This is a genomic window from Limimaricola variabilis (assembly GCF_034371605.1).
GTDB lineage: Bacteria > Pseudomonadota > Alphaproteobacteria > Rhodobacterales > Rhodobacteraceae > Limimaricola > Limimaricola variabilis.
Map to the genome: position 1 here is coordinate 216,970 of NZ_CP139692.1, position 18,504 is coordinate 235,473.

At 67.4% G+C, this 18,504-nt stretch carries 15 protein-coding genes; 8 read left to right on the plus strand and 7 right to left on the minus strand.

Annotated elements, in window-relative coordinates:
• Nucleotides 1-11 precede the first annotated feature (11 nt).
• Together T8T21_RS16840 and T8T21_RS16845 are read left to right on the plus strand one after the other, a co-directional pair.
• The gene (locus T8T21_RS16840; protein WP_322337584.1) at nt 12-206 is read left to right on the plus strand and encodes a hypothetical protein; all 195 of its coding nucleotides are present in this window, start codon (nt 12-14) and stop codon (nt 204-206) included.
• Between the two features lie 62 nt (nt 207-268).
• Nucleotides 269-1,528, plus strand: coding sequence for an IS256 family transposase (locus tag T8T21_RS16845; protein WP_322337585.1), 1,260 nt, complete (start codon nt 269-271; stop codon nt 1,526-1,528).
• Nucleotides 1,529-1,877: 349 nt separating this feature from the next.
• Here T8T21_RS16845 and T8T21_RS16850 read toward each other — a convergent pair whose 3' ends face one another.
• On the minus strand, nt 1,878-4,055 hold the full coding sequence (locus tag T8T21_RS16850; RefSeq protein ID WP_322337586.1) for a GumC family protein: 2,178 nt from the start codon (nt 4,053-4,055) through the stop codon (nt 1,878-1,880).
• A 563-nt stretch (nt 4,056-4,618) separates the two neighbouring features.
• On the opposite strand from T8T21_RS16850, the gene T8T21_RS16855 reads away from it, so the two are divergent.
• Together T8T21_RS16855 and T8T21_RS16860 are read left to right on the plus strand one after the other, a co-directional pair.
• Nucleotides 4,619-4,876, plus strand: a complete 258-nt coding sequence (locus tag T8T21_RS16855) for a hypothetical protein (protein WP_322337587.1) — start codon at nt 4,619-4,621, stop codon at nt 4,874-4,876.
• A 105-nt stretch (nt 4,877-4,981) separates the two neighbouring features.
• The gene (locus tag T8T21_RS16860) at nt 4,982-5,815 is read left to right on the plus strand and encodes a sulfite exporter TauE/SafE family protein (RefSeq protein ID WP_322337588.1); all 834 of its coding nucleotides are present in this window, start codon (nt 4,982-4,984) and stop codon (nt 5,813-5,815) included.
• 61 nt (nt 5,816-5,876) lie between these two features.
• Here the strand turns inward: T8T21_RS16860 and T8T21_RS16865 are convergent, their stop codons facing one another.
• The 6 genes from T8T21_RS16865 to T8T21_RS16890 all read right to left on the minus strand — a co-directional run bounded on the left by T8T21_RS16865 (nt 5,877) and on the right by T8T21_RS16890 (nt 13,367).
• A complete protein-coding gene (locus T8T21_RS16865; RefSeq protein WP_322337589.1) occupies nt 5,877-7,787 on the minus strand; it encodes a beta-galactosidase in 1,911 nt (636 codons plus the stop codon).
• An 11-nt stretch (nt 7,788-7,798) separates the two neighbouring features.
• On the minus strand, nt 7,799-9,883 hold the full coding sequence (locus T8T21_RS16870) for an alpha-galactosidase (protein ID WP_322337590.1): 2,085 nt from the start codon (nt 9,881-9,883) through the stop codon (nt 7,799-7,801).
• Entirely contained in the window at nt 9,880-10,728 is an 849-nt protein-coding gene (locus T8T21_RS16875) for a carbohydrate ABC transporter permease (protein WP_322337591.1), read from the minus strand. The genes T8T21_RS16870 and T8T21_RS16875 overlap by 4 nt, the downstream gene beginning before the upstream one ends.
• A gap of 1 nt (nt 10,729) precedes the next feature.
• Nucleotides 10,730-11,095, minus strand: a complete 366-nt coding sequence (locus T8T21_RS16880; protein WP_322337592.1) for an MmcQ/YjbR family DNA-binding protein — start codon at nt 11,093-11,095, stop codon at nt 10,730-10,732.
• Nucleotides 11,092-12,030 (minus strand): carbohydrate ABC transporter permease, encoded by a 939-nt coding sequence (locus T8T21_RS16885; protein WP_322337593.1) that lies wholly within the window; start codon nt 12,028-12,030, stop codon nt 11,092-11,094. Before T8T21_RS16885 ends, T8T21_RS16880 begins: the two co-directional genes overlap by 4 nt.
• A gap of 71 nt (nt 12,031-12,101) precedes the next feature.
• Nucleotides 12,102-13,367 (minus strand): ABC transporter substrate-binding protein, encoded by a 1,266-nt coding sequence (locus T8T21_RS16890; RefSeq protein WP_407660142.1) that lies wholly within the window; start codon nt 13,365-13,367, stop codon nt 12,102-12,104.
• 142 nt (nt 13,368-13,509) lie between these two features.
• Between T8T21_RS16890 and T8T21_RS16895 the strand changes: the two genes are divergently transcribed.
• From T8T21_RS16895 to benA, 4 genes are all read left to right on the plus strand, one after another.
• Nucleotides 13,510-14,337 (plus strand): IclR family transcriptional regulator, encoded by an 828-nt coding sequence (locus T8T21_RS16895; protein WP_322337594.1) that lies wholly within the window; start codon nt 13,510-13,512, stop codon nt 14,335-14,337.
• A complete protein-coding gene (locus T8T21_RS16900; protein ID WP_322337595.1) occupies nt 14,330-15,391 on the plus strand; it encodes an ABC transporter ATP-binding protein in 1,062 nt (353 codons plus the stop codon). The genes T8T21_RS16895 and T8T21_RS16900 overlap by 8 nt, the downstream gene beginning before the upstream one ends.
• Before the next feature lie 492 nt (nt 15,392-15,883).
• A complete protein-coding gene (locus T8T21_RS16905; protein ID WP_322337596.1) occupies nt 15,884-17,032 on the plus strand; it encodes a muconate/chloromuconate family cycloisomerase in 1,149 nt (382 codons plus the stop codon).
• An 80-nt stretch (nt 17,033-17,112) separates the two neighbouring features.
• Nucleotides 17,113-18,501, plus strand: coding sequence for a benzoate 1,2-dioxygenase large subunit (gene benA, locus T8T21_RS16910; protein ID WP_322337597.1), 1,389 nt, complete (start codon nt 17,113-17,115; stop codon nt 18,499-18,501).
• Nucleotides 18,502-18,504 lie beyond the last annotated feature (3 nt).

Below are 18,504 nucleotides of genomic sequence, written 5' to 3' on the forward strand. Positions count from 1 at the left end.
TCTAGGAATAAATGGTCCCGGCGCGTGACACGTTGACCCGCACGGGGGCCAACCGGTATTCGGTGGTTCTGGTCGTCGTCACCGGCGTAAGCTCGCTGGCGAGCGGGGTTCTTGTCCGCTCCATAAGCCTCGTCGAGCAGGCCGAGAAGATAGTTCCGCTCAGCCTCAAACGTGAGCTATGGCTGAAAATGGGTGATGCGGCCTGAGAAGGCGGCGTATCGTGGCGGGTGCTGAAGCCTGCCAGAACCTCCCGAAGGAGCGATACGCCATGAAGAACGATACTGACATCATCCCGCTTCGTCAGCCCCATTCGCTGGACGATCCCCTGACCGAGATCGCCCGTGAGGGGGCGCGCCGGATGTTGGCTGCGGCCCTGCGGGCGGAGGCGGATGCCTTCGTCGCAGAGCTTGCCGAAACCCGCCTGCCAGATGGGCGCCAGCGCGTGGTTCGGCATGGCTACGGCCCCGAGCGTGAGATCCAGACCGGGATCGGCGGGCTCGCAATCAGGCGGCCGAAGGTCCGGGATCGGTCAGCGGAGAACGAAGCGGATAAGATCCGGTTCACATCCGCGATCCTGCCGAGGTGGGCGCGGCGCTCGCGCAGCTTGGACGCGCTGTTGCCGGTTCTCTACCTCCGCGGCATCTCGACCGGGGACTTCCAGGAGGCGCTCGCGGCCCTGCTCGGCGAGAACGCCCCGAACCTGTCGCCTGGCGTGCTGGCGCGCCTGACCGGTGAATGGGAAACGGAGTATGGGCGCTGGCAGCGCCGCGACCTCGCCGCGCGTCGTTACGCCTATGTCTGGGCCGACGGCGTCTATCTCCAGGCCCGAATGGAGCCGCAGGCCGAATGCATGCTGGTTCTCATCGGCGCGACGCCGGAAGGAAAGAAAGAGCTCGTGGGCTTTCAGGTCGGCATGCGCGAGAGCGCGCAGAGCTGGCGCGAGCTGCTAGTCGACCTCAAGGCGCGTGGCCTGACCTGCGCGCCCGAGATCGCTGTCGGCGACGGCGCGCTCGGGTTCTGGAAGGCGCTCGACGAGGTATTCCCCAGCACCAGGCACCAACGCTGCTGGGTTCACAAGACGTCGAACGTGCTGAACAAGGTCCCCAAGTCCCTCCAGCCCGCCGTCAAAGCCGACCTGCGCGAGATCTGGCAGGCCGAGACCCGTGTCGCCGCCGAGGCTGCGCTGGACGTCTTCGTCGAGAAATACGGCGCGAAATACCACAAGGCCGCAACCTGCCTGACCAAGGACCGCGAGGCGCTGTTGGCGTTCTATGATTTTCCCGCCGCGCACTGGGATCATCTGCGGACCTCGAACCCCATTGAAAGCGTGTTCGCCACCGTCAGGCACCGCACCGTCCGCACGAAAGGTGCGCTATCCCAGAAGACGGCTCGGCTGATGGTCTACAAGCTCGTGCAAGCCGCCGCGAAGGGGTGGCGTCGCCTGAAGGGCGCCAACCAGTTGCCAATGGTGATCGAGGGCGTCAAATTCACCGACGGCGTCCTCGACGCCAAGAACCGCGCCGCCTGATCAAAGCGCGTCACCCAAATTCGGGCATAGCTCCCTCAAACGCCACGTAGTGGTTTGCCCAGCAGGCGCTAGTTTTGCGCTCACTCGCCAGCAAATCCCACAACTCGTTAGATCTTGCGAGCTTTGGCCTCGCTGTCCGCTTTATACTCGTTGACGGAATTGATCAGCGCGCCCTGGGAGAACTCTCCAGCCATCAGTTATCCTCTTCTTTCAGGCGCCCGTAGTGGGACGTATACAGCTTGGCACCTTCTATCGGCACAGTCGATTCTGGTCGTCGGCATGACATTTCAACATTTATTGCATGGGCTGGCCGGTAGGCGCCCCTTTTTTTTTAGCCGTCTAATCTTGGTCAGATATCGTAGTATTTGTTGCCATAGACGCCATAGGCGCCGCTCTGCCCGCCATAGCCATAACGCTTCATCTTCTTGGTGTCGATCTGCGACAGCGACAAGCCGGTGATCGGGGCACCGACGCTGGCGAAGAGCTTGAGACCCTCGGCCACCTGCGACCGGGGCGTCTTGTCCCACTGCACCACATAGACCACCGCATCCGCCACGGCAGCCATGACGCGGGCATCGGGAACGACCAGCACCGGAGGCGTGTCGATGAGGATGTAATCGTATTGCTGGCGGGCCTGTTCCATGAAGCTCTTGAAAGCCTCCGAGGAGAACAGGTCAGCCGCGTTCACGCTGGTCTTCTGGCCCATCAGAATGTCGACCGGGAAATCATCGGGCCGTAGCGCGGCCTCCTCGATCGACAGCCCTTCGGAGAGAACCGAGACCAGCCCGGCCTTCGGGTTGCCCTTGAAGTACTCGTTGAAGGTACGGCGACGGATGTCGCCCTCGATCAGCAACACCTTCTTGCCGAGGCCGGCGAGGTTATGGGCGAGGCCGATCGTCTGCGTCGTCTTGCCTTCGCCGGGCACCGAGGAGGAGAGCAGGATCACCTGGGGCTGGGCGTCGATGTTCGACAGCAGCACCGAGGTGCGCAGGTTGCGGATCGCCTCGGAAGCCGCGGAGGTCGGCTTGTCGTTGAGATAGCTCACCAGCTGCTGACGCTTGCGGATCGGCATGCGCGGGATCTGCCCGAGGACCGACCGGCCGGTCTGGGATTCGACCTCATCGGAGCTCCGGAAGCCGGATTGCATGGCCTCGCGCAGCAACACGATGCCGACCCCGACCATCAGGCCCAGGATCAGCGCGAGCGCGGTGATCCTGGCCTTGCGCGGGGCTACCATCACCCCAGGCGTGGCGCTCGACAGCACCCGCGCATCGGCCTGCTGCAGGCCGCGCTGAACCGTAGTCTCCTTGAGCCGAGCGAGGAAGGTTTCGTAGAGCGTCCGGGTTGCCTGCGCCTCGCGCTCCAGCTGCAGAAGCTGCGTCAGATCCTCGCTTTGGGTCTCGGTCTGGGCCTGCAAGCGCTGCAGCGAGTTTTCCAGCGACGCGACCTGCGAGGTCGAGCGCTCGAGATCAACTTCGGCGCGGGCGAGCACCGTCTCGGCGCGGCGTTCGTATAGTTCCGAAGCCTGCGAGTCGCCGTTCTCGAGCCGCTGCGCGATCTGGCGCAGCGTGGCATCGTTTGCAAGGCGAACGGCCTCAGCCACGTCACCGCTTTCGAAGGCGGTCTCCAGCTGGAACAGCCGTGTTTCATCGCGCGCGGCCTGCTGCTTGAGCTCGGTCAGGCGATCGCGGACATCCTTGACCTGCCGATTCAGCAGTTCGAGCGCCTCGGGGCTGACCAGCTCGGAATCCGAGCGTAGCGCGGCGATCTGGTCCTCTTTCTCGCGCAACTCCTGCTCGAGCGCGGCCACCCGTTCGGAAAGGAAGGTCACGGCCTCTTCCGTGCCCTTGAACTTCACCGCGATCTGGTCGGCGATGTAGAGTTCGGCCAGCGTGTTCGCGAGGCGCGCCGATTTGCGCGGATCGCTGGTGGTCGCGCGGATGTTGAGGATGAAGGTGTCGCGCTGCACCGAGGCGCCGAGCGATGCCCTCAAGGCGTCGACAGTGCCGTTCAGGACCGCCTCCTCATCGACGACGGGTGCCTCATCGACGACGGGTGCCTCGGTCGGCCCGCCCAGCACCGGCGCCAGCAGCGCAGAAACAGAAAAACCGTCCTGCGGGCGGAGGCTGGCGTTGAACTCGGGATCCTCCAGCAGGTCGAGCTCGGCCACGAGCTGTTCGAGCAGACCGCGCGAACGGATCACCTCGACCTCGGTGTTCATGCTGGCGTCGTCGGTCGAAACGCCGGACATGACGCTTTCGAGATCGACGACCTGCGGGCCGGAGACTTGGAGCGCGATCGAGGTGGAGGCGGTGTATTGCGGTACGGCAACCCGGGTCGCGTAATACACCCCGCCAGCCAGCGCGAGCAGGGCCGCGAGCAGGATCAGCCACTTGCCCCGCCAGACCGTGCGCAGCAGGGCGAGCAGGTCGATTTCGTCATCCGCTGCCGCGTTGCTCACCTGTGCCGGCGCGGCCGTCACCGCCGCCAGCCGCGGCCGCTCGCGCTCGAGTGCCTGTCCCGTCATGCCCTGCCCCTTACCCGTTTTCGACCGTGGGTTGTCGGTTTCACCGCGTGCCCTGTCAACCGGTGGCCCGGCGCATGGCGTGTTGCGGCCCTTTTAGCGATCGAGGGGAGCGGGGCAAGCTTCGCGGCCCGTCACGGCGGGATTAAGCGCGAATAGGTGCAGCCGGCAAGCCTAACCTCTGGCGGTTCAGGCCTCATGCCTGATCCGCGGGAGCGGTCGAAGGCGGGCAAATTCCTACCCCTAGCCTCACCTAAGCTGCGCCCGGAGATGGCGCGAATTCGTGCGACAGTAGAATGGCGGGTGACAGGGCGTCCATGCGGGCACATCGGCCACTGCCGACGGCGCCCGCATTTCCGACGCCTGACCGTCGCGCACATTGCCTGAGATGATGCTTTTTCCATTCAAAACATGAACTGCCCAGAGGCCGGGACACCGTCGCCCTTGTCGCAGTTGCAGACGCTCCCTTGACGGCGACGCTCTCCGGAGATCGAGTTCGCTTGAGACTGCGAACCAAGCGATACGCTCGACCCAGGCTGAGATTGATCCAAACCAGAGACGCAAGAATGATCGCCTTCACCACCTGCCCGACCATCGATTACGTCCGCGACGGCCGCCCGATGCTGCCGCGGGCGGCAGCGACGCAAGGGTTGGCTTCGTATATCGAGGCGGCGTGGCCGAGTTCTGTCGCCGTCTCTTTGCACGTCGCCCTCCATGGCGACCTGGCCGATGCGGACATACTGGCGGGGACGCCGCTGTCGGATGCCCCCGTCGCCACAGCGGCTCGGCAAATGCAGGCCTACATGTCGGAGCGCCGAGCATGACCTGGTCGATCATCGCGCATGACCCCGTGACCGGCGAGGCCGAGGCGCGGCGCCGGGCCGAGGGCCGCGTCTCGCGCTCGCGCGCGACAGAGACGGGTGCCTGAGATGGATCTCGGCACCGTCACGACGCTGCTCGCCGTTGCCGTGGCGGCGGGGGTCGCGGGCGGCATCCTCGCCGGGCTCCTCGGGGTCGGCGGCGGCATCGTCATCGTGCCTGCGCTCTACTTCGCGCTGTCACTCACCGGCATGGAGCCGGGGCTGACCATGCAGGTCGCGGTCGGCACCTCGCTCGCCACCATCGTCTTCACCTCGATGTTCTCGGCCTGTGGCCATCACCGCCGGGGCGCGATCGATCTCGACCTGCTGCGGCTGTGGGCGCCGTCGATCCTCGTGGGCGTGGTTCTCGGCAGCTTCGCGGGCGGGTTGATCGACGGGCGGATCCTGATCGCGGTCTTCGCCGTGGTCGCGGCGGCGGTCGCCGCCGACATGGTGCTGCGCGGCCGCAAGGGCGAGATCGTGCCCAAGGATTTCTCGAAACCCGCCTGGGCGGGCTTCGGCGTCTTTGCGGGCGCGGTGTCGTCGATGATGGGGATCGGCGGCGGCACGGTCTGCGTGCCGCTGCTGAACTTTCTCGGCTACGACATCCGCCGCGCGGTCGGCACCTCGGCGGCGATCGGCTTCGTGATCGGTCTGCCCGGCGCGCTGATCTACATGCTGACCGGGTTCGGCGCCGAGGGGCTGCCGCCCTTCTCGCTGGGCTACGTCAATCTCGTCGCGGTGGCGGTGATCATCCCGCTGACCACCAGCTTCGCGGGCGTCGGGGTGCGGCTCGCCCACGCGATCCCGCAGCGCGCGCTGCGGCTGTCCTTCGGCCTGTTCCTGGCGCTGACCTCGGCCCGGATGATCCGGGATCTCGTCGGCGCGATGGGTATGGCCTGAGAGACGGCAGCCGGTGGCGGCCACGCCGGGGTCCAGGCCCGGCGCGGCCGCGCGGCCGCGTCTAAAGCAGTTGCCGCGTGACCGAGAGCGGCGGCAGGTCGAGGCCGTCGACCACCGCGCCGGTCCGGCCGTGGTTGAACCAGAACCGCTCGGTCGCGGTGTCGCGGCGGCGGATGCCCTCGGGCAGCTCCTGGGTGTCGATCCCGGCGCGGGCGCAGGCCTCGGCGACGATGCGCCGGGCCGCCACCGGGTCGGGCCAGCCGCCGAGATAGGCGATGCGCCCCTCGCGCATCAGCGCCCCGGCGCCGTCCTCGCAGCGCTCGACCACCCGCGCGCTGCCCTCCAGCCGCTCGCTGTAGCCCTGGAACGCGCCGCCGCCATCGAGCCGCTCCGGTGCGTCGGGGCGCAGGCTCTCGACATGGGCGACGGTGACGTCGAGGCCGGGAAAGGCCGGCGGCAGCGGCACCGGGATCGAGAACTCGCCGTCGCGCGCGCCCGCGCGCGGGCCGATCAGCACCTCCGCCGCGGCGGAGGCGAGGGCGGATTTGAGATCGTCGGGCATGTGCATCAGCCCCGGCGCGGCGATCATCCGGTAGCCGGTGAAGTCGCGTGTCGTGGCCGGCAGGATGTCGATCGAGAGGCCCAGGCCCCGCATCGCCTTGTAGAGATCGAGCACGAGGCCGAAATAGCTCAGCCCCGCGCCATGCGGCTGCACCGCCCAAGCGGCGTCGGCATCGTAGTCGAACAGCAGCGCCACCTCGGCGCGGGCATTGGCGACGGCGGGGGCCTGCGCGATCTCTTGCGCGACCTGGCGCGCCTCCTCCAGCCCCGGCGCGGGCTGGCTGTCGGGGCGCAGCAGCCCGGAATGCAGCTGTTCCTGCGCGAAGGGGGCCTGCCGCCAACGGAAGTAGCTGACGCATTCGGCGCCATGGGCAAAGGCCTCCCAGCTCCACAGCCGGACCATGCCCGGCAGCGGCGCGGGGTTGTGCGGGGCCCAGTTCACGGGCCCCGGCTGCTGCTCCATCACCCACATCCTACCGCGTCCGACGGCGCGGTAGAGGTCGTGGTGGAAGGCCTGGAAATCGGGATCGCCCTGCCGTGCATAGGCGCGCTGCTGCTCGGGCGTGGCGCCGGCGCGGTCCTCGAGAAAGCCCAGCGGGTAGCTGTCCCAGGAGGCGAAATCGAGGTCGCGGCCCACCGCGAAATGGTCGAAATCGGTGATCCGGCCCATGTAGTTATGGGTGATCGGCGCCTTGGAGCGGGCGCGGATGATCTCCACCTGGCGGCGGTTGAAGCGCACCACCTGGTCCGAGGAGAACCGCCGGAAGGCCAGCGCATGGGCCGGGTTCGGCTCGGTCACGGTGAGGTTGGGCAGGTCGATCTCGTCGAAATCGCGATATTCCATCGACCAGAACACGTTGCCCCAGGCGGCGTTGAGCGCGTCGATCTCGCCGTAGCGGTCCTTCAGCCAGCGGCGGAAGGCGGTGCGGGCCGCGTCCGAGTAGGAGATGGTGGTGTCGTGGCAGCCATATTCATTGTCGGTCTGCCATGCGCCGATATGCTCGTTGCGGCCGTAGCGGTCGGCGAGCAGCCCGACGATGCGGTCGCTCTCGGCGGCGAAGCCCTCGTGGCTGAAGCAGTAGTGGCGGCGCGAGCCGAACTTGCGCGGCCGGCCCTCGGCATCGACTGCGAGCATGTCGGGATGCCGCTCCAGCATCCAGCGCGGCGGCGTCGCGGTCGGCGTGCCGAGCACGACTTGCAACCCGGCATCGCCCAGCGTCCAGATCGCCTCGTCGAGCCATTCGAACTGCAGCTCGCCCGGGCGCGGCTCCAGCCGGCTCCAGGCGAATTCGCCGATCCGGACCCATGTCAGGCCGGTCTCGGCCATGCGGCGGGCATCCTCGGCCCAGACCGAGCGGGGCCAGTGCTCGGGGTAGTAGCAGCAGCCCAATGTGCGGGTGAGATCGGTCATGGCGGTGTCCGTCAAAGGCGGGTGCCCTCCAGCACCCAAATGGTATCGGGGAAGGCCTGCGGCAATTGCAGGCCTTGGCTCATCAGGAAGGCGCCCGGCAGCTCGACCGGGCCGTCCTTGAGCGGCAGCGCGCCGCGCGACAGCGGGCCGAGATCCTCGCGGTTGACGATCTCGACGCGGTAGCTGGCCTCCGGGTCGAGCCCGGTGAGGCAGAGTGGGCGCGGCAGGATCTGCGACGAGGTGCCGGCGCGGCCGGCGAAGACCACGAAGCGGCCGCCATCCTCGGCGATCTGCGCCTCGGCGGTGATCGCGGGATCGGCGCTGTCGAGGCAGTGGATGTCGGCGCGCATGGTCCAGTCGCGGTTCGACTTCCACCAGGCGGTGACGCGGGTGAGCACCTGCGCCTCCTCCTCGGTCAACTCGCGCGGGTCCATCTCGAAGCCCATGTGCCGCTGCGCCGCGACCCAGGCGCGCAGCCGGATGTCGTGCACCCGGCCCGAGGTGTGGCAATGGCGCGGGCCGACATGGCTGCCGGTGATCGCCGCCGGCAGGAACAGCGCGGCGTCGTGCTGCATCCTGAGCCGCTCGGCCGCGTCGTTGCTGTCCGACAGCCAGACCCGGTGGGTGCGGGCGAGGATGCCCGCGTCGATGCGGCCGCCGCCGGAGGCGCAGCTTTCGATCTCGACGGTGGGATGCGCGGCGCGCAGCCGGTCGAGAAGGTCGTAGACGCCGCGGGTCTGGGCCGCGTCCGGATAGGGCAGCAGCCGGTTGTGATCCCACTTGATGTAGTCGATCCGGTGGTCGCGCAGCACCGCGCCGATCCGGTCGTAGAGGTAGTCGCGCACCTTTTCGTTGGCGAGGTCGAGCACGCGCTGCTGGCGGCCCTCGATCTGGTCGACGGGGCCGAGCGCCCAGTCGGGATGAGCGCGGAAGGTGTCGCTGTCGGCGTTGATCATCTCCGGCTCAAACCAGATGCCGAAGGTCATGTTCAGCTCGTGGACATGGTCGATCAGCGGCGCGAGTCCGTCGGGATACTTGCGCGCGTCGACCCACCAGTCGCCCAAGGAGGAGGTGTCGTCGTCGCGGGTGCCGAACCAGCCGTCATCGAGGACGAAACGTTCGGCGCCGAGGGCCGCGGCCCGGGTCGCGATCTCCTTGAGGGCGGCGACGTCGTGGTCGAAATAGATCGCCTCCCAGCAATTGTAATGCACCGGGCGCGGCCGGTCGGGGTCGGGCCATTGCACGATCCGGTCGCGGATGTGGCGCTGGAAGGCAGTGGCGCAGCCATTGAGGCCCGCGCGTGAATAGGTGACGAGAAGGGGGCCGGTCGCGGCGCGGGTGACCGGCTCCAGCTCGGTCGCGCTGGCATGGCCGAACTGCACCTGCCGGCGCCCGTCGGGCAGCTCCTCGGCGATCATCCGGTGCCCGCCCGACCAGCCGTAATGGAAGGCATGCGCCGCGCCGGCGCCGTTGCTGGTGCCGCGGCCAGGCACGATCAGCCCGGGGAAATGCTCGTGCCCGGAGCGGCCGGTGCGGGCCTCGCGCAGGCGGATGCCGGCGCTCCACGGCGTGCGCTGCAACTGGAACTCGCCGATCCAGCGACCGGCGACGTCGATCATCTCGTCCGAGAGCTGCGGCGCCGGCAGCACCGGGGCGGCGAGCCAGTCGACGATCACCGGCGCTTCGCTCTCAATCTCGGTCGAGAGGGTCAGCACATGGGTGGCCGGGTCGATCGCCATGCGCGCGACGTAGCGCAGCCCGAGCTCGGCATCCGCGCAGGTCAGCACCAGCGCGTCGCGCGCCGCCTCGACCTCCGAGAGCCGCAGCCGGGGCCGCAGGACGCGGCCCTGCGCGTTGCGCAGCGCCAGCCCCGGCTGGCCGGGAAAGCCACGATCGGCCTCGGGGCAGATCGACAGAGGCGGGTTCGCGTCGAGCATGCCGCCGGTGACGTCGCGCGCCTCCGAAGCCGCGATGGCGGCGAGGTCGCAGCCGCGCGGCAGCGGCGCGCCCCAGTAGACGACGCGGGGCATCCGCTTGTCCTCGGCGGCGAGGACGAGGGTCTGGGCGAAGCTGTCGAGACGCCAGCAATCGGTCATTTCACGGCTCCGAGGGTCAGTCCGGCGATGAAGTGGCGCTGCATCAGGAAGAACATCGCCACCGGCGGCAGGGCGGCGACGATGCTGCCCGCGCTCATCAGGTGGTAGGCGGCGCGGTACTGCGCGTTGAAGGAGGTGATGCCCGCGGTCACCGGCTGGCTCTCGGCGCCCTGGGTCAGCACCACGGCCCAGAAATAGTCGTTCCAGATGAAGGTGAAGATGAGCACGGCGAGCGCCGCGATGGCGGGCTTCATCAGCGGCAGCACCACGAACCAGAAGATCCGCCATTCCGAGACACCCTCGACCCGCGCCGCCTCGATCAGCTCGAAGGGCAGGGCACGGATGAAGTTGCGCATGAACAGTGTGCAGAAGCCGGTCTGGAAGGCGATGTGGAACAGCACCAGCCCGGTCTTGGTGTTGTAGAGGCCGAGATCGAGAGTCAGGTCGCGCACCGGCACCATCAGGATCTGGAACGGCACGAAGTTGCCCGCTACGAATAGGAAGAAGATCCAGATGTTGGCGCGGAACTTGTAGATGCCGAGCGCGAAGCCGGTCATGCAGGACAGCGCCACCGCGCCGATCACCGTGGGCACGGTGATCAGCACCGAGTTCCACAGGTAGCGCGGCATGTCGCTCTCGAAGAACACCTTGGAGTAGTTGGTGATGCCCTCGAAGGAGGACGGCCAGCCCCAGTAATTGGCATTGGCGAAATCGGCGTCGGGGCGGATCGAGAACACCGCCACCGCGATCAGCGGCAGCAGCCACAGCACCAGAGCGACGGGGATCAGCGACTGGTAGGCGATCTGCGCGCCGCGCGGCTGCTTTTCGATCGGGGTCGGGAACATCTCAGATTTCCTCCATTGGCGGCAGTTCGGCCTGCGCCTTCTTCGTCAGGCCCGCGCGCACCCGGCCATAGCTCACGGCGATGCGGTGGCGGGCCTCTTCGGGGTCGAGCCCGTCGAGCGTCAGCCCGACCCAGGCGCCGCGGAAATAGGGGGGCCGATGCGCGGCGCCGGCATCGACCAGCATCTCGGCCGTCTCCCGGTCCGGCGTGGCGACGACCACGGTGTCGGTGTTGGTCTCGCGCGTGGCGCCGTCGCCCCAGCAGGCGAACATCTTGCCGCCGACCTTCCAGGAGTCGAGCTCGCCCGCGCCCGAGCGGACGGCGCCGGGCTGCGCCGCGCAGAGGTCATCGAAATCGGCCCGGGTCATCGACCGCGCTCCTCGCGGTACATCGACCACAGGAAGTAGGTGATGAAGACCAGCATGATCAGGAACAGCACCACCGCGATCGCGGCGCCGTAGCCCATGCGGAAGCCGTATTCCGACAGCGCCACCTCGAACATGTAGAAGCTCAGCACCCGGCTTTCGCCGAACGGCCCGCCCGCGGTCATGATCGAGATCAGGTCGAAGGAGCGCAGCGCGCCGATGATCGTCACCACGAAGGCGATGAAGGTGGCGGGGCGGAGCTGCGGCAGGATGATGTGCCACAGCATGCGGAAGCCCTTGGCGTTGTCGAGGCGGCCGGCCTCGATCTGCTCGGGGTCCACGGCGTTGAGGCCGGTGAGATAGAGGATCATGCAATAGGCGGTCTGCGGCCAGAGACCGGCGGCGATGATGCCGTAGGTCACCCAGCGCTCGTCGCCCAGCACGTTGACGGGCCCCATCCCGAACCAGCCCAGCATCACGTTGAGAAGGCCGAAGGAGGGGTCGTAGAACCAGCTGAAGACCAGGCCGACGACCACCTGGCTGATCACGAAGGGGAAGAAGAACAGCGACTTGTAGATCCGGATCCCGGCCACCGTCTGGTTGAGAAAAAGCGCGATGGCCAGCCCCAGCGGGATCGCCAGCAGGTAGAGCACCAGCCAGATCACGTTGTTGCGGAGCGAGGTGTAGAAGGCGTCGTCCCAATACATCTCCTCGTAATTGCGCAGGCCGACATATTCGGCGGCCCCGAGCCCGTCCCATTCATAGAGCGAGATGTTGAAGCTCTGCCCGACCGGGATCAGCACGTAGATCGCGAAGAACAGGATGCCCGGCGCCAGGAACAGCCAGGGCGTGATGGCGATCTGGTTGCGCCGCCACCAGGAGCGGGGGGCGGGGCCGACCGCGGGGCGCGGCGCGGTGGAAGGGGGAAGCGGGGCCATGGCCGGACCTTTCGGAACGTCGGGGGAGACCGGGGGCGGCGCACCGCCCCCGGCATGAGATCGCCGCGCGATCAGTAGATGCGCTGGCGGGCGCGCTCGAGCCGGTCGAGGATGCGGTCGAGATTGTCGGGCTTGACCATGAATTCCTGGAAGCCCTCCATCGCCACCTTGGCCATCTCGGCCGGCGCGTCGCGGTCGAAGAACTGTGCCACGCCGCCGGGGCTGTTCTGCGACAGGGTCTCGAAGCCCTCCTTGAGGAACTTGTCGTCATCCACCGAGGAGGCGCTGTTCACCGGCAGCTGCCCCAGCGCGTCGCCCGCGTTGATAGCGGTCTGGTTCTCGGCCGAGGTCACGAATTTCAGGAAGGCGCGCGCGGCCTCCTTGTTTTCGGCACCCGAGGGGATGTGGAACGTGTCGGTCGGCGCGTCCTCGGCCAGTTCGACATCCGGGTTGATCGCCGGGAACTGGTAGTAGTCGAGCTGGTCGTCGGTGAGCCCGGCCTCGCGCAGCGGCGCCACGGCGAAGTTGCCCATCAGGTAGGCCGCCGCCTCGCCGTTCACCATGAAGGGCAGCGCTTCCTGCCAGCTATAGGCGGTGTGGTTGTCGACATAGGCGCCCATGTCGATCAGCTCGCGCCAGTTGGCGAAGGTCTGCTTCACGCGCTCGTCGGTCCACTCCACCTCGCCATTGGCGAGCTGCATGTGGAAGTCGAAGCCGTTTGTGCGCATGTTGAGGTAGTCGAACCAGCCGGCGGCGGTCCACAGGAACTTGGTGCCGATGGTGAAGCACTTGATGTCGTTGTCGAGCAGCGTCTGGCAGTTCGACTTGAAGGTCTCCCAGTCCTGAGGCTCCTCGAGCCCGTGCTCCTCGTAGAGATCCTTCCGGTAGTACACGCCCCACTGGTAGTAGGTGTAGGGCACGCCCCACTGCTTGCCGTCGAGCGTCATCGCGCCCTTGGTCGAGGCGAGGTTCTCGCTCAGCTCGCCTTCCCACAGATCCGAGACGTCCTCGAACAGCCCGGCATCGACATAGGGGGCCATGCGGTTGCCGGCGTACCAGTTCGCCACGTCCGGCGGGTTGGCGGTGAGGAAGTTGCGGATCTGGGTCTTGTAGGCTTCGCGGTCGATCACCGTCAGCTCGATGTTCAGATCCGGGTGCATCTCCCCGAATCGCTCGATCATGCCCTCCATCACCGCGCGCGGCGCCGGGTTCGACATGTCCGAGAAGATCTTCAGATCGCCCGTGAGCGCCATCTCGTGGCTCTCCGCCCATGCCCCGCTCGTCAGAGCGGTCGACATGACCAGCGCGAGCAGCGCGGTCTTCGAATGCTTAACCATGATTTCCTCCCTCCGGTGGTGCAAATTTGGTCTCATTATTTGAGACTAGGTTTTGCATATTGAAATCATACTCCGCTTTGCCCTAAGCTTGTCAACAGTCGAGGCGCGGCATTGCGCGTCCGGACGCAACGGAGGAGGGGCAATGACGGCGCAACGAGGCGAGCAGCAGGCGGGCGATGGGACCATCGGCAAGGCGGTCGCGGTGCTCGATCTGGTGGCCGGGTTCGAGCGGCCGGTCCGCTTCAACGAGCTGCGGTCGCATTCCGATTACCCGAAGGCGACGCTCTACCGGCTGCTGCAGACCCTGACCAACCAGGGGCTGCTGGCGCTCGATCCCGAGCGGCAGACCTACGCGCCGGGGCTGCGGCTGATGAGGCTGGCGCATGCCGCCTGGCAGCAATCCTCGCTGGCGCCGGTGGCGCGGCCGCATCTGGCGCGGCTCGCGGCGCGGGCGCAGGAGACGGTGCACCTGGCGCAGCTCGACGCAGGGCAGGTGCTCTATGTCGACAAGCGCGTGCCGTCCCGGCCGATCGAGATGTTCAGCCAGGCCGGCAAGGTCGGCCCGGCGCATTGTACCGGCGTCGGCAAGGCGATGCTGGCCTTTCTGGAGCCGGAGGCGCTCGACCGGGCGATCGCGCTGCAGAGCTTCTACCGCTTCACGCCGCAGACCATCACCGACCCGGACGCGTTCCGCGCCGAACTCGCGGAGATCCGCAGCCGCGGCTACGCCTTCGACCGCGAGGAGCACGAGCCGGGAATCATCTGCGTCGCGATGCCGATCCTGTCGGCCCGCGGCCGGGTGATCGGCGCGCTCTCGGTCACCTCGGTGACCACCCGCCGCAGCCTCGAGGATCTCGAGGCGATGGCGCCGCTGCTGCGCGAGGCGGCCGACCGAATTTCCAAGGATACCGAAGCGTGGCGCTTCCCCGACGAGGGGCGTGCCCGGCAGGAGGAAGAGAAGAATGTCTGACGTCACGCTGCGCGGGCTGATCAAGCGCTATGGCGAGGTCGAGGTGATCCACGGGGTCGATCTCGACATCGAGGACGGGGAATTCGTGGTGTTCGTGGGCCCGTCGGGCTGCGGCAAGTCCACGCTCTTGCGGATGATCGCCGGTCTGGAGGAGACCAGCGACGGCCAGATCCGGATCGGCGCGCATGACGTGACCCGGGCCGATCCGGCCGACCGCGGTGTCGCCATGGTGTTCCAGACCTACGCGCTCTACCCGCATATGACGGTCGAGGAGAACATGGGCTTCGGCCTGAAGATGACCGGCCACAAGAGCGCCGAGATCAAGGAGAAGGTCCGCGAGGCGAGCCGGATCCTCAAGCTCGACGACTATCTCAAGCGCAAGCCCAAGGCGCTCTCGGGCGGCCAGCGCCAGCGCGTCGCCATCGGCCGCGCCATCGTCCGCGGCCCCGAGGTGTTCCTGTTCGACGAGCCGCTGTCGAATCTCGACGCCGAGCTGCGGGTCGACATGCGGGTCGAGATTGCCCGGCTCCACAAGGAGATCGGCGCGACGATGATCTACGTCACCCACGACCAGGTCGAGGCGATGACGCTCGCCGACAAGATCGTGGTGCTGCGCGCCGGCAATATCGAGCAGGTCGGCGCGCCGATGGATCTCTACCGCGACCCCGATAACCGCTTCGTGGCGGGCTTCATCGGCAGTCCGGCGATGAACTTCGTCGGCGGCAGCGCCGCCGATGGCGGGGTGATCGCGCCGGGGCTCGGCGCCGAGACCATCGCGGCCCCGGCGCGGCTGCCGACGCCCGGCACCGAGGTGATCCTCGGGCTGCGCCCGCAGCATATGGGGATCGTGGCGGGCGACAGCCACGCGGTCGACCTGGTCGAAAAGCTCGGCGGCGTCTCCTACGCCTACCTGATCGCCGAGACCGGCGACCGGCTGGTGGTCGAGCTGCGCGAGGACGACCCCACGCCGCGCCCCGGCGAACGCGTCGGGCTGCGGGTCGACGCGAGCCGGGCGATGCTCTTCGACGCCCAGACCGAGCGCCGCATCCGCTGAGAGACCATGCGACGGTCCCGCCCGATCAGGGGCGGGGCCGTTCCTGGCCGTGATGCTCTGCGCGGAAGTTACCTGATAGGCATCATGCGCTGAATCGCGGCCTCAGATACGCCCTTTCAGGGCGTGCTGCGCTTGGCGGTCGAGAAGTACATCGCGCAGCACAGTCGCGGTGATTGTCGACTGGTAACCCCAATAATCGAACTCAGCCCATATTTTAGGTTGGATTCAGGACCGGATGTCCGGTCGATGAGGTGCAAGCGGGACATCCAGTCCTTTCCCAAACCGTCTTAACCTCCGTGCGCAGAACGCTGTGGCGCTGCGCCAATCGCCGAGCTTCATCGCACCCCTGGCCGTTTCCCCGGACCCTCCAGATCGCGCGAGCGACGCGCGCGAGGCCGGGGTATCGCATCAGACCGCCTCGGTATTGGATTCCGACCCCCCGGCTGGACCATGGTCGCCTCAGACCGAAGCCCGAACGCCGCAGGGGGCCTGATGAGCAAGATCGACCACATCGAAACAACGATCCTCGATATCCCGACGATCCGCGGCCATGTGCTGTCGATGACCACCATGACCGTGCAGTCGGTCGTGCTGGTGCGGATCCGGTTCGGCGACGGCTCGGAGGGCTGGGGCGAGGGTACCGCGATCGGCGGGATGAGCTACGGGCCCGAAAGCCCCGAAAGCATCCGGCTCGCCATAGATGCCTATATCGCCCCGGCGATCACCGGGATGGAGGGCGACGACGTCAACGCCGTCACCCACAAGGTCGAGCGGCTGGTGCGCGGTAACCCGATCGCCCGCTGCGCGGTCGAGACCGCGCTGTGGGACGGGCTGGGACGGCGGCTCGGCGTTTCGGTGGCGCAGCTCTTCGGCGGCCCGGTGCGCGAGACGATGCCGGTGGCCTGGACGCTGGCCAGCGGCAATTCCGAGACCGACATCGCCGAGGCACGCGAGATGATCGCCGCGCGTCGGCACAACATCTTCAAGCTCAAGATCGGCAAGCGCGCATTGCGCGACGACCTCGCCCATGTCGGCGCGATCAAGTCGGCGCTCGGCGACGGCGCCAGCATCCGGGTCGACGTCAACCAGGCCTGGAACGTCACCGAGGCGCGCCACGGCCTCAGGGGGCTGCAGGAGATCGGCGTCGATCTCGTGGAGCAGCCGATCGCCGCCCGCTTTCACAAGGCTTTGGGCCATCTCACCGACGCCTACGAGATCGCTGTGATGGCGGACGAGGCGCTGCAGGGGCCCGAGGACGCGATGCGCGTCGCCGCCGAACGCTCGGCCGATGTCTTCGCGGTCAAGATCGCGCAGTCCGGGGGGCTCAGGCGTGCTGCCGAGGTGGTGGCGATCGCCCAGTCGGCCGGGATCGGGATCTATGGCGGCACCATGCTCGAGGCCGGGATCGGCACCGCCGCCGCGGTGCAGCTTTTCTCGACGGTGGAGCGGCTCGGCTGGGGGACCGAGCTGTTCGGGCCGCTGCTGATGAAGGACGAGATCCTGACCACGCCGATCGAGTATCGCGACTTCTCTCTGGTGCGCCCGCAGGGGCCGGGTCTCGGCGTGGTGCCGGACCCCGAGAAGATCGCCCGTTACGACCGCGACGCGGGGCGGGTGCTGCGCAGCGTCGCGGGGGAGTGAGGCGCGGCGTTCGCGCCGCGCGCAACAGCAACGCTGTCCGGGGCGCCACCGCGCCGGACAACCGAGGAGGAGGAAAAGCCATGTTCACATCGACGGATCTCACGGAGATCGAGCGCCGCCTCGACGGCATCGTGCAGGACGACCCGGAGAAGGGCATCTTCCGCGCCCGCCGCGACATGTTCTCGGACGAGGATCTGTTCGAGCTGGAGATGAAGCACATCTTCGAGGGCAACTGGATCTACATGGCGCATGAGAGCCAGATCCCCGAACCGGGCGACTACTACACGCTGACCATGGGCCGCACCCCGGTCGTCATCACCCGCGACAAGGATGGCGAGTTGCACGCGCTGGTCAATGCCTGCAGCCATCGCGGCGCGATGCTGTGCCGCTTCAAGCGGCGTAACCAGAAAACCTTCACCTGCCCGTTCCACGGCTGGACCTTTTCGAACACCGGCAAGCTTTTGAAGGTCAAGGACCCCAAGACCGGCGGCTATCCCGAGCAGTTCAACAAGGATGGCAGCCACGACATGACCCGCGTGGCGCGGTTCGAGAACTATCGCGGTTTCCTGTTCGGCTCGCTCAACCCCGACGTCTCGTCGCTGGAAGAGTATCTGGGCGAGACCCGCAAGCTGATCGACATGGTGGTCGATCAGTCCGAGGAGGGGCTGGAGGTGCTGCGCGGCGCCTCGACCTACACCTTCGACGGCAACTGGAAGCTGCAGGCCGAGAACGGCGCCGACGGCTATCACGTCTCCTCGGTGCACTGGAACTACGTCGCCACCACCGGGCGGCGCGGCCAGGAGGGCAAGGAGGACAAGATCAAGGCCACCGACGCCTCGAAATGGTCCAAGCAGAAGGGTGGCTTCTACAGCTTCGACAACGGCCACCTGCTCCTGTGGACGACCTGGGCCGACCCGACCAACCGCCCGCTCTATGCCGAGCGCGACAATTTCGCTGCCAAGTATGGCGAGGCCAAGGCCGACTGGATGGTCGGCGTGCTGCGCAACCTGTGCCTCTATCCGAACCTGTTCCTGATGGACCAGTTCAGCTCGCAGCTGCGGGTGTTCCGCCCCGTCAGCTCGACCCAGACCGAGGTGACGATCTACTGCATCGCGCCGAAGGGCGAGAGCCAGGAAGCGCGCTCGCGCCGGATCCGGCAATACGAGGATTTCTTCAACGCCAGCGGCATGGCGACCCCGGACGACACCGAGGAATTCCGCGCCACGCAGCGCGGCTACCAGGGCGCGGCCCATGCCAAGTGGAACGACCTGACGCGCGGCGCGACGCATTGGATCACCGGCCCCGACGAGGAGGCGAAGGCGCTTGGCATCGTGCCGATCATGTCGGGTGCGCGCACCGAGGACGAGGGGCTGTTCGTGGTGCAGCACCGGCAATGGGCGGCGCGCATGAACGCGGCGGTCGAGAAGGAGCGCGCCGCGCTCGGCAACGACACCATCGCCGCGGAGTAAGAT

Bases quoted from the DNA above. Each gene is read 5' to 3' on its own strand.
- T8T21_RS16890 (WP_407660142.1), bottom strand. From the start codon at position 13,367: ATGGTTAAGCATTCGAAGACCGCGCTGCTCGCGCTGGTCATGTCGACC.
- T8T21_RS16895 (WP_322337594.1), top strand. From the start codon at position 13,510: ATGACGGCGCAACGAGGCGAGCAGCAGGCGGGCGATGGGACCATCGGC.
- T8T21_RS16865 (WP_322337589.1), bottom strand. From the start codon at position 7,787: ATGACCGATCTCACCCGCACATTGGGCTGCTGCTACTACCCCGAGCAC.
- T8T21_RS16840 (WP_322337584.1), top strand. From the start codon at position 12: ATGGTCCCGGCGCGTGACACGTTGACCCGCACGGGGGCCAACCGGTAT.
- T8T21_RS16855 (WP_322337587.1), top strand. From the start codon at position 4,619: ATGATCGCCTTCACCACCTGCCCGACCATCGATTACGTCCGCGACGGC.
- T8T21_RS16860 (WP_322337588.1), top strand. From the start codon at position 4,982: ATGGATCTCGGCACCGTCACGACGCTGCTCGCCGTTGCCGTGGCGGCG.
- T8T21_RS16905 (WP_322337596.1), top strand. From the start codon at position 15,884: ATGAGCAAGATCGACCACATCGAAACAACGATCCTCGATATCCCGACG.
- T8T21_RS16900 (WP_322337595.1), top strand. From the start codon at position 14,330: ATGTCTGACGTCACGCTGCGCGGGCTGATCAAGCGCTATGGCGAGGTC.
- T8T21_RS16875 (WP_322337591.1), bottom strand. From the start codon at position 10,728: ATGTTCCCGACCCCGATCGAAAAGCAGCCGCGCGGCGCGCAGATCGCC.
- T8T21_RS16870 (WP_322337590.1), bottom strand. From the start codon at position 9,883: ATGACCGATTGCTGGCGTCTCGACAGCTTCGCCCAGACCCTCGTCCTC.
- T8T21_RS16885 (WP_322337593.1), bottom strand. From the start codon at position 12,030: ATGGCCCCGCTTCCCCCTTCCACCGCGCCGCGCCCCGCGGTCGGCCCC.
- T8T21_RS16845 (WP_322337585.1), top strand. From the start codon at position 269: ATGAAGAACGATACTGACATCATCCCGCTTCGTCAGCCCCATTCGCTG.
- T8T21_RS16880 (WP_322337592.1), bottom strand. From the start codon at position 11,095: ATGACCCGGGCCGATTTCGATGACCTCTGCGCGGCGCAGCCCGGCGCC.
- T8T21_RS16850 (WP_322337586.1), bottom strand. From the start codon at position 4,055: ATGACGGGACAGGCACTCGAGCGCGAGCGGCCGCGGCTGGCGGCGGTG.
- benA (WP_322337597.1), top strand. From the start codon at position 17,113: ATGTTCACATCGACGGATCTCACGGAGATCGAGCGCCGCCTCGACGGC.